Source organism: Acinetobacter radioresistens DSM 6976 = NBRC 102413 = CIP 103788 (assembly GCF_006757745.1).
GTDB classification, from domain to species: Bacteria; Pseudomonadota; Gammaproteobacteria; order Pseudomonadales; family Moraxellaceae; genus Acinetobacter; species Acinetobacter radioresistens.
In genome coordinates, this window is the sequence record NZ_AP019740.1 from 1474229 (window position 1) to 1489116 (window position 14888).

Here is a 14888-nt window from a genome sequence, read left to right on the forward strand (position 1 = left end):
TCTTGCTCCTTTGTTATTTGAATCAGGCTTCCACTACTGCAATACGGTTTGCATCACGTTCAGCTTTTGTTTTTGGACGAATCTGGCCACGAACTTCTGTAAACTGGATATGTGAGTCGTTTTGCTGTTCAGCCTTGGCATTAATAAAGGTTTTGAAACGTTTACGGACTTCTGGATCTTCAACTGCAGTACGCCATTCATCCTGATAAGTGCCCACCACATGCTCCATACGACGCTCGAGTTCTGTTGCCAGACCCAGTGAGTCATTCACAACGACATCTTTCAGATAATCCAGGCCACCTTCGAGATTGTCGCGCCATACTGAAGTACGTTGCAGACGATCAGCCGTCTGGATATAGAACATGAAGAAACGGTCGATATAGCGAACTAAAGTTTGTGTATCCAGATCTGATGCTAGTAGTTCAGCATGACGCGGTTTCATACCGCCGTTACCGCAAACATACAGGTTCCATCCTTTTTCAGTGGCAATCACACCCACGTCTTTGCTTTGTGCTTCGGCACATTCACGGGTACAGCCAGATACCGCCATTTTCAGTTTATGCGGAGAACGTAAGCCCTTGTAGCGGTTTTCCAGATAGATCGCCAAGCCCACAGAATCATCCACACCATAGCGGCACCAGGTGCTACCCACACAAGATTTCACGGTACGCAGCGATTTACCGTAAGCATGCCCCGATTCAAAACCGGCATTGATCAGTTTTTCCCAGATTTCTGGTAATTGATGCAGTTGCGCACCAAACATATCGACACGCTGGCCGCCAGTCAATTTGGTGTACAGACCATATTCTTTAGCAATTTGACCAATTACGATCAGACCATCTGGAGTGACTTCACCACCTGCCATACGAGGAACGACAGAGTAAGTACCATCTTTTTGAATGTTACCGAGGTAGTAGTCGTTACTGTCTTGCAGGCCGGCATGGATTGGTTTCAGGACAAAGTCGTTCCAGCAAGATGCAAGAATATTGGCCACTGTTGGCTTACAGATATCACAGCCCAGACCATGACCATGTTGCTGGATCAGGTCATCAAAAGTTTTGATCTCATTGACGCGCACCAGGTGATACAGCTCTTGGCGTGAATAAGCAAAGTGTTCACACAGATGGTTATTCACTGTCACGCCTTGGCGTTGCAGTTCAGACTTCAATACTTGAGTGACTAAAGGTGCACAACCACCACATGCAGTAGCTGCTTTGGTGCATTTTTTCAGAGCGCCTAGTGAAGTTGAACCATCGGCAATCGCTGAACAGATATCCGCTTTAGATACGTTATTACATGAACAGATCGTTGCGCTGTCTGGGAGCAGGTCTACACCGCTACCGCCTGCTTTTGCAGTCGCTTGATCAAAGCCCGGCATGATCAGGCTTTCCGGATTTTCCGGGATTTCCAGACCATTTAGCATCATTTGCAGCAGGTCGTTATATTCTTTGGCACAACCGACCAGCACTGCACCGAGCAGTTTGGTTTTTTCTGCATTAACCACAATTTTCTTGTAGATCTGTGCCGCTTCATCGGCATAGAAATAGCTCAGTGAACCTGGTGTCATGGCATGTGCATCGCCAACTGATGCAACATCCACACCCATCAGTTTCAGCTTGGTGCTCATGTCTGCGCCAGCAAATGCTGCACATTCTTCTTGTAGTACATGTTTCGCAGCAATACGTGCCATGTCATAGCCTGGTGCAACCAGACCAAAAATCTTGTTATTCCACAGCGCACATTCACCAATCGCGTAAATGTCTGGATTGGAAGTTTGGCAATAATCATTGATCATGATCCCGCCACGCTCACCGATTGCCAGTCCGCTTTGACGTGCCAGCTCATCACGTGGACGGATCCCTGCAGAGAACAGAATGATGTCGGTTTCCAGCTCAGCACCATCACCAAACTTCATCACGTGCTTGGCATTGACACCATCTTCAATAGACGAGGTGGCTTTTTGGGTATGGACTTTAACGCCCAGATCTTCGATTTTGCTGCGTAATACTTTACCGCCAAGATCATCAATCTGTACTGCCATTAGGCGTGGTGCAAATTCAACCACATGCGTTTCCAGATTCAGGTCACGTAGTGCCTTAGCTGCTTCCAGACCTAACAGACCACCACCAATTACTACACCGGTTTTTGAATTCAGGCTGGCTGCACGAATGGCATCCAGATCTTCAATAGTACGGTAAACAAAGCAATTTTCACGATCATTACCCGGAATTGGTGGAACAAAAGCATAAGAGCCAGTGGCTAAAACCAGTTTGTCATACGCAATCACATCGCCATGATTGGTAGTCACTGTTTTACTAATTGTATCAATCGCAGTGGCTTTAGTGCTTAAACGTAGATCAATTCCATAAGCATCGGCGAAGTCTGTACGGCAAAGGGTTAAATCCTTGGCTGATTTACCGCTAAAATATTCTGTTAAGTGAACACGGTCATACGCCAGATGCGGCTCTTCTGCCAGAATCGTGATTTCAACGTCATCACCCGTATGCTCAAGCACAGATTCAATAAATTTGTGTCCTACCATGCCATGGCCAATCATTACCAGTTTCATATTCCTTCTCCTAAATTTTCTAAATCTTGTATCTTGTGTTTTAAGCCAGGTTGTTTCGTTCAAGAACAGCTTCTTCATATAGCTTTTGCTCTTTGGCCTTATGCTCAACCGAGAAGCGAATCATCAGAACAAAACTTGCTGCAATCACGACCAGGCCGCCAAGTGCCATCAGACAGGTTTGAATATCCAGCATGCCTTTGAGTAAGAATCCTGCTGCGACCGCACCCACGTTACCGCCTGCACCGATAATGCCGGCCACACCGCCTAAAGCATCACGGTCAATAAATGGCACCAGCGCATATGTTGCACCACATGCCATATGGGTAAATAATGCAAAGACAGTCATTGTGATAATGGCCAGCATGGCACTGTTCATTTGCGAGAATAAAATCAGGAATAAGCCTTCCATCAAGATCATGGCAAACAGCACTTTGGTACGTCCGTCCAGGCCTTTTTTGATGGCAACTTTGTCTGAAACGATGCCACCCAGTGCACGGGCAAACAGGGCTAGCAGACCGAAGATCCCGGCCGTCATACCTGCTTCTTTTAAACCAAAGCTGAAGTTTTCTACGTAGTACATGGCTACGATGTTATGAATGAAGATTTCGATACCGAAACAGGCCGCATAAGCGCCAAATAGAATCCAGACACGGTAGTTACGTGCAGCATGCATCAGAATTGCCATGCCACCTTTTTTCTCGCTACCAACCTGAATTCCTGCTGCACGCAGTTCTTTAAAGTTGCCTTGTGGGCAGTCCTGAGTGAATTTCCAGTACAAGGCACCGACAATCAGCATCATCAGGCCTGGAACAATTAAGGCAATTCTCCAGCCCATCGCCTGTTCAACACCGAACATCACCAACGCAGCTAGAAGTAAGGGCATCAAGGCTTGAGTTGCACCACCACCGGCATTTCCCCAGCCAGCTGTGGCAGCATTGGCAGTACCTACTACATTGGATGCAAACATGATGCTGGTGTGATATTGAGTAATTACAAAGCTGGCACCAATAGCGCCAATCAGTAAACGAAAGAACAGAAAGGATTCATAACTGTTGGCAGAGGCTACTCCAAAGACTGGAAGACTGCCAATAATGAGTAATGCGGTATAAGTTTTGCGCGGGCCGTATTTATCACATAAAGGACCAACGATGAGTCTTACGAGAATGGTGATTGCAACTGCAGCAATATTAATATTGGCTATCTGGTCTTTGGTCAGATGAAACTCTCCTGCAATAACTGGCATTAGCGGTGCACAGGCAAACCAGGCAAAGAAGCAGACAAAAAATGCGAGCCAACTCATATGGAAGGCTCTCATTGCTGCGCTGCTGAAATTCAAAAGACTTATTTTTGTTGCTTTCTTTTCATATAAATTTGAAGACATCACCATCTCCTTCCAGAACTGAACGTATAGGCTTATCTGCTATGCGAATCGCTGCACACCAGATGCGATCAGAACGGACGTCATTGGCCGTCTTACAAATTTTGAGAGTCTTCTTTGACCCATTCAGTAATATGCAGTTAATATGCCAATTTTAAAAATTATTTTATATTCTATTGATTTTATTTAATTTTTATCAATTAACTGATTTTAATAGTTTTAATTTTATATAAGTTTACTGGTTCGAATCTAAGAATTGCATTATTAAGGTGCAGAGGGTTAAAGCAAAGAGCACTTATTCTGCATTTTCTGTATTTCTCCATTGAATTTTAATCATCGTGTCTTAAATTTTTATATCAGATTGGCATTCTAATTGCTTTAGATCTTTAATAATTGTTAGAGACACAACCCGAGTGTTGCATGTCAAAGCTTAAAATAGTTTTAATCGATGATGATCTGGAGCGAGCAGAATATATTAGAGTTTCTCTGCTGGAACATCATTTTGATGTGGTGGCCTGTCTTGTCATTGACCACTCTAATATGTCTTATTTGCAGCAGTTGCACGCAGATGTAATTCTGCTTGATATACAAAATCCGCATCGAGATATTATTGAAAACTGTGTCAGCCATTTTGATTTGCCTACTGTTCTTTTCACCAAAAATAGCCACAAGGATACGATTAAAAGTGCTATCGATGCTGGAGTAACCGCCTATATCGTTGATGGGATTGATCCGGCCAAACTTGACAGTATTTTGCAGATCTCGATTGAACAGTTTAAAAAACACCGAAAATTGCTTAATGCTTTAAAAGAAACCGAAGGAAAACTGGCTGACCGTAAGGATATTGAAAAAGCCAAAGTGCTACTCATGCAAATGCATCATCTCAGTGAAGAAGATGCATTTCGCCTGTTAAGAAAAAATGCCATGAGCCATCGTATGACCATGGGTAAAATGGCCAGAAGGCTTCTTGACGCACAGCAATTATTACAGACCAGATTAAAGGATTAGGTTATGAAACAGCTTGAAAAAACAGATATTCAGCTAGGCTATATACCATTACTGGACTGTATTGCTATTTTATGGGCCAAACATCGTGGCTTTTTTACAGAAACTGGTTTAAATGTCCAGCTGGTTAAAGAACCATCGTGGGCCAGTCTGCGTGATCGGCTAGCTTTTGGTTTTCTCGATGCTGCACATTGTCTTTCTGCAATGTTACCTGCTGCTGCAATAGGTCTTGATCAGTCAGGGATACCTTTTCAAACACCATTAATATTAAGTACCAATCAGGCTTATATCAGTTTAAGCCAGAAACTGTGTTTTGAACTGGATATTAACTCTAGTGATACAGCACAACAATCTGCACAAAAAGTAGTGCAGGCTTACTTACAGGGTCGTCCAATTCAATTAGCGCAGGTTTTTAAATACTCGCTTCATCATTATTGTTTAAGAGAATGGCTGGCTCTGGCCGATGAACAAGTCGCCCAGCAGTTTGAATTAAAGACTCTGCCACCGCCGTATATGGTTGAGGCTGTTTCTAATCACTTAATTGATGGTTTTTGTGCAGGTGAACCTTGGAATACCCAAGGAGAATTACAAGGTTATTCAAAAATAATTACTTCAAGCCAAACCATTATTCCTAAAGTCGCCGATAAAGTATTGGCAGTAACGGCCGAATGGGCTAGCCAGCATCCAAATACATTAACCGCTTTAGTCGAGGCTATTCAAAAGGCACAATATGAATTAAAACAGATGCAAGATTATCAGCAAATCTGGCAGCTACTCATTCATTACAATATTATCCGGTTTCAATGTTCTGCTGAGATACATGTAGACAGATTTTATTTTATAAAAAATATTATACAGAACTTTATTGGTGAGTCTGCTCAGCCCCAACTAGCCGATTTTATATGGTTAACTGAAAAAATGCTAAAATGGGAACAGCTTGATTCCTATTCATCTGATTTCCACCAACTTGGTCAAAGTTGTATATACAAACTTCAATGCTGATATTGGCTCCGGGAAGTTGTATTGACCACTATCAGAAATGAGATAAAAAGTTCTTATAGCAAAACTTTTTATCTCATGAAACGTTTTTAAAGATACTAGGATTAATTTTATAATTCAGTAACCTAGCGGTTTATAATATCATTTATATCTTCAATATCCTCATTATTATAGTCCTCTGGTACTACACCCCCATCATGTTCATTTCCGTCGCCGTAGTCATCTTCATTAACCAGATCATCTTCTTCTGCTGGTATAATTCGAATCTGGCTGGCGGTTTCAGGTGAAAGGTCGATACCGGCTTCATCATCTTCAGTGAATTCAGTATAGTTGACTCCATGCTCGGCATCATCTGGATCAGTCATACTTGGGATAATCCGAATTGCGGCCATTCCCTTTCCTGATACTTCAAATGTAAGAATATAGCCATTAAAACTTTCCGGATCATGGGTTCCATCCAGATAGGAAGCCTCATAGCTGATGTCACCGACGGGGATAACTGTTCCGTCTTCTAATTTTATCTCTTCAGGAAGATTAATTTTCGGCTCATTAATATCTTGCATATTGTTCTTCATATTTTAATCAGTTGTTTTTAAACTTGCATAAATCTGAAAGAAATGTAAAGTAATTTTGTACGGCTTTTTTTTTAAATTTATATCGCTTCTGTATAAAATATTAAGCATTATTTACTGTAATTTCGTATTTTAAATTAGAGTTTTTACTTAAAATTAAATGCTTATAAAAAATCGTCTATCTACTTATTTTTTATAAAAAACCTTTTATTATCTCACAACTATAGAATATTTAAGAATTGTTAATATTTATTAACTTAAATATATAAAAAGAATACATAGAAAAATCTTATACCTACATTTTATTTTTTGAAAGTTTCATACTTCTCTTTATTAACAATTACAAATATTGTTCAGGATATTCATAATGCCTACTGAAAGTAAATACTTTGTAAGTCTTTTTGGCTTATTGGGTGGTCTGCTAACTTCAAGCGGTCTCTACGCAGCTGTACCTGCATTTTCTATGCAATCTCCCTGGATGTTGGGCGACTGGAATAGCAACAGAACTCAGCTTGAACAGCAAGGCTATCAATTTAGTTTGGGTTATACAGGTGAAATGGCAAGCCTTATAGATGCAAAGAATAATGATAAACATAAAACTGAATACACCGACCAGTTTGCTCTAGGCGCACATTTTGATCTGGAAAAAATTATAGGTTGGGAAGATACAGAAGCCCAGATTACTGTTACTCACCGGAATGGCCGTTCACTTTCGCAGACACATGAGGCCCTACAAGGACATTTGAGTTCGGTACAGGAAGTCTGGGGACGTGGGCAAACTTGGCGTCTGACTGATTTATGGATAAAAAAACAGTTTTTAGACCAGAAGTTAGATATTAAAGTTGGCCGATTCGGTGAAGGCGAAGATTTTAACAGTTTTGACTGTGATTTCCAGAATCTTACTTTTTGTGGTTCACAGGTAGGTAACTGGGTGGGTGACCAGTGGTATAACTGGCCTGTGAGTCAATGGGCCATGCGAGTTAAATACCAGGTACAGCCAGAACTTTATGGCCAAGTAGGAGTATATGAATATAACCCTGAAAATCTGAAACGCAGTAAAGGATTTAACTTGAGTACAGATGGTTCCAAAGGTGCAATTATTCCTGTAGAACTGGTCTGGCAGCCTAGAGCGTTTTTACAACAGTTACCAGGTGAATACCGCCTTGGTTATTATTATAGTACCGCAGATGTAGAAGAAATTGAAAACCCTATAAAAAATAGCCATAAACAGGGAATGTGGGCAGTAATTCAGCAGAAACTTACTCAGCCTGAACCTGATTCGAATCGTGGTCTAAAAGGCTTTATTAATTTTACCCTGCATGATGATGCAACCAATACTATAGATAACATGCAAAATATTGGTCTGGTCTATACCGGTCTTAGCTTACAACGCCCAGATGATCAGCTCGCTATAGCATTTGGCCGGATTTCTGTGAATGACAAGGTCCAAACCGGTCAACACGAAGAATATGATGCCGAGCTTTACTACGGTATTCACGCTACAAATTGGCTGACTCTTCGCCCGAATATTCAGTACATCCGTCACGTCGGTGGTTATAAGAATGGCGAAAATGTCTGGGTCGGTGGTTTAAAACTACAGGCTGCTTTTTAATTATATGTTGATTCTGATTAAAGGATTTGATGAACCCTGTTCTATCTTGATGAAAATGCTTAACTCACTAAAAAACTTAAAACTAGGAGGAGATCACAGAAAATGAATCGTGCATCTTCAAGGTCAAAAATGAATCTGATTACCGTGTTCATTTTTACAATTATCGGAATCGGATTGCTCATCGGCGGTATATGGCTCGCTGCAATTGGCGGCTCGATATATTATATTATTGCTGCCGTTCTTATGTTACTTACTGCCTTCTTGCTATATAAAGGCAGAATTTCAGCATTACTGGTATATGCCGCTTTAGTGCTTGGAACTGTAATCTGGGCTATCTGGGAAGTTGGAACCGACTTTTGGGCCCTTGCACCACGTCTGGATATTCTAGGCTTGCTTGGTCTCTGGTTGTTAATTCCAGCGGTTACCTACAACTTTATAAATCGCAAGCCGGCAATCATGGCTTTGGGTGCAGTACTGGCCTTGACAATTTTAGTCATGATTTATTCAATATTTAATGACCCGCAAGAGATTCATGGTGAGTTAAAAGCACAGCAGCCAGCTCAAGGGCAAGCGCTTCCTGGTATACCCCCTGAAGACTGGCCGGCATATGGCCGTACCCAGTCAGGTTTGCGCTATTCTCCCCTAGCTCAGATTAATGCTGACAATGTTAAAGATCTTAAAGTTGCATGGACCTATCGGACCCGTGACTTTAAAACTGACAAGGACTCTGGAGAAACTACAAATCAGGTGACGCCAATTAAAGTTGGCAATAACATGTATATTTGTACTACCCACCAGTTTCTGGTGGCTCTTGATCCCGCTACAGGTAAGGAAAAATGGCGTTTTGATCCAAAACTCAAAACAGATCCAAGTTTTCAGCATCTAACCTGTCGGGGTGTTTCTTACTATGATCAGAACAATACTGCCGAGTTTGCTACAAGCCTGCAGGGCCGTACCTCTACCTCTGCGATATGTCCACGTAAGGTGATCTTGCCTGTTAATGATGGGCGCCTTGTTGCTATTAATGCAGATAATGGTCAGCGCTGTACAGATTTTGGTGAAAATGGTGAAGTTAACCTTCAGCTCTATATGCCAAATGCTTATCCGGGCGGCTATAACCCAACCTCGCCTCCTATTGTAACTGGCAGTACGATCATTATTGCAGGTTCTGTAACCGACAACCTGTCAATTAAAGAGCCTTCAGGAGTTATTCGCGGCTATGACGTAAATACAGGTAAACTGCTCTGGGTATTTGATACAGGCGCAGCCGATCCAAATGCTATGCCAACGACTGGTGGTACATATGTACATAACTCGCCAAATGCCTGGGCACCTCTTGCATATGACTCTCAACTGGATATCGTTTATATTCCAACTGGTGTTTCTACCCCAGATATTTGGGGTGGTCACCGCACACCACAAATGGAACGCTATGCAAATGCCGTAGTAGCTCTCAATGCAAGCACAGGTAAACTGGTCTGGTCATTCCAGACTACACATCATGACCTGTGGGATATGGATGTGCCTTCACAGCCTACTCTTGTTGATGTAAAGGCTAAAAATGGTCAAATAGTGCCTGCAATTTATGCACCGACAAAAACCGGTCATATCTTTGTACTGGATCGCCGTACTGGCCAGCCGGTAGTTCCTGTTCATGAAGAACCGGTTCCACAAGGTGCAGCTAAAGGTGATTGGGTATCTAAGACTCAACCGATTTCCGAGTTTACCTTCCGCCCTAAAAATCATCTGACAGATAAAGATATGTGGGGTGCGACCATGTTTGACCAGCTAATGTGTCGTGTAATGTTCCATAGCCTGGACTATAAGGGCCCTTATACACCTCCTTCTGAAAATGGAACCATCGTATTCCCAGGTAATCTTGGTATGTTTGAATGGGGTGGTATCTCTGTGAATCCGGACCGTCAGGTGGCTGTAATGAATCCGATGGCATTGCCATTCGTATCTAAACTCATTCCACGTGGTCCGGGTAATCCGATCTGGCCTGAAGGTGGAGTAAAAGGTACAGGCACAGAGTCAGGCATTCAACCACAATACGGTATTCCGTATGGCGTAGAAATTAATGCATTCCTCTCTCCTTTAGGTTTACCTTGTAAGCAGCCAGCATGGGGTTATATTGCCGGTGTAGATCTGGATAACCATCAGATAGCATGGAAGAAACGTGTGGGTACAATCCGTGACAGTCTGCCAGGTATTCCATTACCGCCATTTAAGTTAGGTGTACCAATGCTAGGTGGGCCAATTTCAACTGCTGGTAATGTGATGTTCCTTGCAGGTACTCAGGATAATTATATCCGCGCCTTTAATGTTTCCAATGGTGATGAGCTATGGAAAGCCCGCTTACCGGCAGGTGGTCAGGCTACACCTATGACCTACTCAATAAATGGCAAACAGTATGTAGTTATTATGGCAGGTGGGCATGGTTCCTTTGGAACCAAAATGGGTGATTATTTAATCGCTTATGCCTTGCCAGACTGATATTAACACTAGATTATAATGAGTTAATAGGCCTCCTTGGAGGTCTATTAATTTTTCATCTGTATAAAAAATCAGCTTATTAATAGAAAAGATTTTTGCAATTAGAAATTGCATTTTAGGTATTAAATACCTAAATAAAAATCTTTCTCTAAATAGATATGAAAAATAAAAAGCTGAAGTAATCCTTATCAGTTACTTCAGCTTTTTATTTTTAAAAGACAGCATCAAGTTAGAATTCGAACTGGTCTTTAATGGTTCCGCATTTATGACATTGCTTGAGCTTATGTCCATCTTGTTTGGTAAATGACCAGACATGAAAGCATAACCAGCATTTCAATACTTGTTTAAGCATGTCCTTAACTCCTAAACAGTAATGATGAAATTCAATATACTCTTTTCAAAGTGCGTTATAAGCTTTCTTAAAGAAACAGAATTCTTGTCCTATAAAAAGTAACAAAATATTTGTGCAGAGATAACATAACCTTTTGATTGTTACATCTGAGAAGTTTTACTAGCGTGATGTTCATATAAGTCCCTTTTATAGTTAAGCTTAAATCTTTTAGCCATTCTCACGACTATTCAACAGATGATTTATAATATTCCTGATATTTTTTAATTACGTTTTACTCTAACCAGAGACCTATGGCTGATCCACAACTTTCTTTAAGTGAATATTTATCTGGCGTACAGGAAATTATTCAGCTGACTTTTGACGAGCCCGTTTGGGTCAGGGCAGAAATACGTAATTTAAATATTAAAGGTGGTCACTATTATCTGGAACTTGCTGAAAAAGAACAGCAGAGCGATAAGGTCATTGCTAGTTGCCGGGCAACAATCTGGAAATTTAGTGCGGCAAACATTGTGCTTAAATTCGAGCGTGAAAGTGGAATAGAACTGTCTAAAGACTTAAATGTGCTTATTAAGGTCAAGGCTCGTTTTGATCCGCAATATGGGTTTTCAGTCAATATTGAAGATATAGATTCCAGCTTTACCCTAGGTGATATCGCCAGACAATATCAACAACTGGTTGAACGGTTAACTCAGGAAGGACTGATCGAACGAAACCGTCAGCTTGTTACGCCATTTGATATCCAGCATGTACTGGTTATTGCCCCGCAACAGGCAGCCGGTTTAGGTGACTTTAAAAAAGATGCTGATGTACTACAAAAATATGGTGTCTGTAATTTCATCTATCAAACAGCTACATTTCAGGGCCAAACAGCTCCAAAAAGTATTATAGAGGCTCTACGTAGTGCTCTGAAACACTGGGCTAATGATTTTAACTACCCTCCTGACCTAATTGTAATTATTCGCGGAGGCGGTGCTGTAAATGATTTGGCCTATTTAAATGATTATGAACTGGCTGCCCTTTTATGCAAACGTTCGGTTCCCGTATGGGTAGGTATCGGTCATGAAAAAGACCGGACCATTCTGGATGAAATTGCCCATCGCTCTTTTGATACCCCAAGTAAGGTTATTGCAGGAATTCGAAATACTATCAGTGAAAACGTACAGCAGGTTCAAAATACCTTTCAGCATATTAAGGCTTTATCTCAATATCAGCTTACGGTTTATCAGAGTCAAAATGATCAATATATGCGTTTAATCAGAACTTTGTCTCATAGCCAACTTTCTGAGTCAGCTAAAACCCTAGACGTTTTAAAGGATGTGGTCCATTACTGTGCCCAGCAGCAAGTTCGTCAGACTAAACAACATATTGACAGCCTATTAAAAGAGACCTTACTGCAAAATCCACGACATATTTTGAATAAGGGCTATGCAATTGTCCGGCATAATGGTAGGGCCATTCGTTCTATACAGCAATTAAATATTATGCAAAATATACAGCTCGAGCTGCAGGATGGTACGATTCAGGCAGAAATTGTAAAAGGAAGTCAAAATGAATAATGAAGAACTCAGCTTTAAACAGGGTTATGAGATCTTGAAAAAGAATGCCGAGTTTTTGGAAACACAGGAAGAACCAGACATTGATAATCTGATGGAGATTGTAGAAGAATCCATGCGAGCCTATAAGGCTTGTAAAAGTCGTGTAGAAGCAGTTCAGCAGGCATTAACAGAAACTTTTAAAGAATGAAGATGGTTTAGCGAGATCAAAAGTATAATATGCTTAGCTTGGATATGTTAACGACCTGTTAAAACTTAACAACTTATAATTGAAATAGTCTAAAGCTGTCTTCATAGTCACTAATAAGAATAGAGTAATGACAGGAAATAAAATTATGAGCATAACTAAAAATCAACTACATGACCGCATTAAAGATTTACAGGTTCGTGCCTATAATATTTCGGAAAAATTGAATAATGCAGGGAATAAAGAATATCAGAGCAACCTGTTTATTCATTCCACAGGCAATGATGAAAGGATGGACTATGGTGTCGATTCAGCATGGTATGCCAAACTTTCTAATAAAAATGAATCTGTGAGAGATAATCTGGAAGTAATTTATCGCACTCTTATTGATAATGACTACAGTGATAACGAATTAAAAATTTTATCGGACAAACTGGAACATTATGCGCAAGAACTTGCAGCCATTGAGCAGGAATATCATCGCTAACTTTTGGAATTAATTTATTATATTGTAGAATACCAGACAGTTTCTGACATCTGGTATTCTTTAAAAATAATCATCAGGTAAAAATATCTATGCAATTTTTTGATTCTACTACAGCTATCATGCTAATAGTTACTATCATCCTTCTTCTGCTGGTTCGCTATTATTTTAAAAAATAATTTTCTCTCAACCTGTCTTGGTTAGCAAAAATTTTATTTTATATATCTATACTGCAACTTTTTATATAGCTAGCTGTTCTTCTATTTCGAGTAATTTTAAAGTAGATAAGAAATTATAAATATAGTAGAGCATTATGTGTGCTAATTATTTACCTATCCGACCTGAACATGCACATTTACTAGATTTACCGCAAATGACATTTGACTATCAGGCTGAAGTCTACCCTAGTGATCGGAGTCCGATCATTATTGCTCCAGAACAACAGCCTGAATGGCGCCGTGCCATATTTGGTCTGGTTCCGGTTTGGGCAGAGGATTTAAAAACAGTACAAAAAACTTTTAATGCCCGGAGTGAAACTGCAAGCGAGAAACCAAGTTTCAGACATGCGTGGAAATCAGACCAGTTTGCACTCATTCCAGTTGAAGTATTTTTTGAGCCTCGCTATATCGAGGGAAAAGCACAACGCTGGGGAATTTATCGTAAAGATGGCCAACCTTTTACAATAGCAGCAATTTATGAGCGCACAAAACTTGAAAAAGAGTTTATACATTCTATGTCTATGCTCACTATAAATGCTGAGAAGCATCCATTAATGTCACAGTTTCATAAGCCAGGAAAAGAAAAACGCTCTGTTGTAGTGATTCCACCCGAGCTACGTCTAGCTTGGTTACAAGCTACCCATCAAGAAGCTCAAAATTTTTTAACCAGCTTTCCTGCTGAAGACTTTATAGCTGAACATATGCCCTATTCAGCACAGCACGATTTTAATATCAATTCATTCTAAACGCAGTATAACTCTATCTTAGATCATAAAAATATTCTTGATCAGCTGGTTTAAGCTTTAACAGTTAGCTTTCTCAACTATTATTAATAAAATATAAAAATTTCTTATTGCGAAATTAATTTCTATTTAGCAAAATATAATAAAGACTTAAATAAACTATTTTGGAGAATATATGGAATTTAAAAATGGATTTGAATTTCTGATGGCCATAAAGGATGGGAAAATCAAGAGTCCTGCTGCTATGGCTCAAACTATTCCTATGCGTATTATTGATGTGCATCCTGGTCATATTAAATATGCAGTTACACCAGATGAACGTCATCTTAATTTACAGGGTTTAATTCATGGTGGCTTTTGTGCCACAGTACTAGATACAGCAACTGGAGGTGCAGTTCATACAACTGTTGAGAATGGAGTAAGTTTTGCGACACTGGATTTGAATGTCAAAATGATTCGGCCTTTACAGAAAGATAAAACATATATTGCCATTGGGGATGTGATTAATACGGGACGTAATATTTTAACGTCTGAAGCTCGTATAGTTGATGAGAGTGATAAAGTTTATGCTTTTGGTTCAGCTACTCTTATGATTACCAATCGTTCTTGAATTTTTTTGTGAGGCTTATGTTGAGAGGTTTGCTTTAAAAGTTTAAAACTATACTTAGGCTATTTGATTGAGAATTAGTTTGCTTAGGCTATTATTTTAGTAGAGCGATA

Annotated in this window: 13 protein-coding genes; 9 read left to right on the forward strand and 4 right to left on the reverse strand. The window is 40.3% G+C overall.

The annotated features are described in order from the left end of the window. Positions 1–22 precede the first annotated feature (22 nt). Both nirB and ACRAD_RS06885 read right to left on the reverse strand, forming a co-directional pair. A complete protein-coding gene (gene nirB / locus ACRAD_RS06880) occupies positions 23–2569 on the reverse strand; it encodes a nitrite reductase large subunit NirB (RefSeq protein WP_005025956.1) in 2547 nt (848 codons plus the stop codon). Positions 2570–2609: 40 nt separating this feature from the next. Continuing rightward, positions 2610–3950, reverse strand: a complete 1341-nt coding sequence (locus ACRAD_RS06885; protein WP_005025957.1) for an MFS transporter — start codon at positions 3948–3950, stop codon at positions 2610–2612. 417 nt (positions 3951–4367) lie between these two features. Between ACRAD_RS06885 and ACRAD_RS06890 the strand changes: the two genes are divergently transcribed. Next, positions 4368–4955, forward strand: coding sequence for an ANTAR domain-containing response regulator (locus tag ACRAD_RS06890; RefSeq protein ID WP_005025959.1), 588 nt, complete (start codon positions 4368–4370; stop codon positions 4953–4955). 3 nt (positions 4956–4958) lie between these two features. Continuing rightward, positions 4959–5954, forward strand: coding sequence for an ABC transporter substrate-binding protein (locus tag ACRAD_RS06895; RefSeq protein ID WP_005025961.1), 996 nt, complete (start codon positions 4959–4961; stop codon positions 5952–5954). A 122-nt stretch (positions 5955–6076) separates the two neighbouring features. On the opposite strand, the gene ACRAD_RS06900 is transcribed toward ACRAD_RS06895, so the two are convergent. Next, positions 6077–6526, reverse strand: coding sequence for a hypothetical protein (locus ACRAD_RS06900; RefSeq protein WP_227548699.1), 450 nt, complete (start codon positions 6524–6526; stop codon positions 6077–6079). Between the two features lie 364 nt (positions 6527–6890). Here ACRAD_RS06900 and ACRAD_RS06905 point away from each other — a divergent pair, with 364 nt between their 5' ends. Then, the gene (locus ACRAD_RS06905) at positions 6891–8135 is read left to right on the forward strand and encodes a carbohydrate porin (protein ID WP_005025966.1); all 1245 of its coding nucleotides are present in this window, start codon (positions 6891–6893) and stop codon (positions 8133–8135) included. A 102-nt stretch (positions 8136–8237) separates the two neighbouring features. Next, positions 8238–10631, forward strand: a complete 2394-nt coding sequence (locus tag ACRAD_RS06910; protein ID WP_005025968.1) for a glucose/quinate/shikimate family membrane-bound PQQ-dependent dehydrogenase — start codon at positions 8238–8240, stop codon at positions 10629–10631. 229 nt (positions 10632–10860) lie between these two features. On the opposite strand, the gene ACRAD_RS16680 is transcribed toward ACRAD_RS06910, so the two are convergent. After that, positions 10861–10983, reverse strand: a complete 123-nt coding sequence (locus ACRAD_RS16680) for a hypothetical protein (protein ID WP_005404932.1) — start codon at positions 10981–10983, stop codon at positions 10861–10863. Positions 10984–11273: 290 nt separating this feature from the next. On the opposite strand from ACRAD_RS16680, the gene xseA reads away from it, so the two are divergent. The 5 genes from xseA to ACRAD_RS06935 all read left to right on the forward strand — a co-directional run bounded on the left by xseA (position 11274) and on the right by ACRAD_RS06935 (position 14778). Beyond that, positions 11274–12539, forward strand: coding sequence for an exodeoxyribonuclease VII large subunit (xseA, locus tag ACRAD_RS06915; RefSeq protein ID WP_005025970.1), 1266 nt, complete (start codon positions 11274–11276; stop codon positions 12537–12539). Then, positions 12532–12726 carry an exodeoxyribonuclease VII small subunit gene (gene xseB / locus ACRAD_RS06920; RefSeq protein WP_005014193.1) on the forward strand — a complete coding sequence of 65 codons (195 nt, stop codon included), beginning with the start codon at positions 12532–12534 and terminating at the stop codon, positions 12724–12726. The genes xseA and xseB overlap by 8 nt, the downstream gene beginning before the upstream one ends. A gap of 145 nt (positions 12727–12871) precedes the next feature. Beyond that, positions 12872–13210: a hypothetical protein gene (locus tag ACRAD_RS06925; protein ID WP_005025972.1), complete on the forward strand. Its 339-nt coding sequence runs from the start codon at positions 12872–12874 to the stop codon at positions 13208–13210. Between the two features lie 310 nt (positions 13211–13520). Continuing rightward, positions 13521–14171 carry an SOS response-associated peptidase gene (locus ACRAD_RS06930; protein ID WP_005025974.1) on the forward strand — a complete coding sequence of 217 codons (651 nt, stop codon included), beginning with the start codon at positions 13521–13523 and terminating at the stop codon, positions 14169–14171. A gap of 172 nt (positions 14172–14343) precedes the next feature. Next, positions 14344–14778: a PaaI family thioesterase gene (locus ACRAD_RS06935; protein WP_005025977.1), complete on the forward strand. Its 435-nt coding sequence runs from the start codon at positions 14344–14346 to the stop codon at positions 14776–14778. Positions 14779–14888: the final 110 nt, after the last annotated feature.

Coding starts and splice junctions, on each gene's coding strand:
- xseA (WP_005025970.1), top strand. CDS start 11,274: ATGGCTGATCCACAACTTTCTTTAAGTGAATATTTATCTGGCGTACAG.
- ACRAD_RS06885 (WP_005025957.1), bottom strand. CDS start 3,950: ATGTCTTCAAATTTATATGAAAAGAAAGCAACAAAAATAAGTCTTTTG.
- nirB (WP_005025956.1), bottom strand. CDS start 2,569: ATGAAACTGGTAATGATTGGCCATGGCATGGTAGGACACAAATTTATT.
- ACRAD_RS06925 (WP_005025972.1), top strand. CDS start 12,872: ATGAGCATAACTAAAAATCAACTACATGACCGCATTAAAGATTTACAG.
- ACRAD_RS06930 (WP_005025974.1), top strand. CDS start 13,521: ATGTGTGCTAATTATTTACCTATCCGACCTGAACATGCACATTTACTA.
- ACRAD_RS06895 (WP_005025961.1), top strand. CDS start 4,959: ATGAAACAGCTTGAAAAAACAGATATTCAGCTAGGCTATATACCATTA.
- ACRAD_RS06910 (WP_005025968.1), top strand. CDS start 8,238: ATGAATCGTGCATCTTCAAGGTCAAAAATGAATCTGATTACCGTGTTC.
- ACRAD_RS06905 (WP_005025966.1), top strand. CDS start 6,891: ATGCCTACTGAAAGTAAATACTTTGTAAGTCTTTTTGGCTTATTGGGT.
- ACRAD_RS16680 (WP_005404932.1), bottom strand. CDS start 10,983: ATGCTTAAACAAGTATTGAAATGCTGGTTATGCTTTCATGTCTGGTCA.
- ACRAD_RS06890 (WP_005025959.1), top strand. CDS start 4,368: ATGTCAAAGCTTAAAATAGTTTTAATCGATGATGATCTGGAGCGAGCA.
- xseB (WP_005014193.1), top strand. CDS start 12,532: ATGAATAATGAAGAACTCAGCTTTAAACAGGGTTATGAGATCTTGAAA.
- ACRAD_RS06935 (WP_005025977.1), top strand. CDS start 14,344: ATGGAATTTAAAAATGGATTTGAATTTCTGATGGCCATAAAGGATGGG.
- ACRAD_RS06900 (WP_227548699.1), bottom strand. CDS start 6,526: ATGAAGAACAATATGCAAGATATTAATGAGCCGAAAATTAATCTTCCT.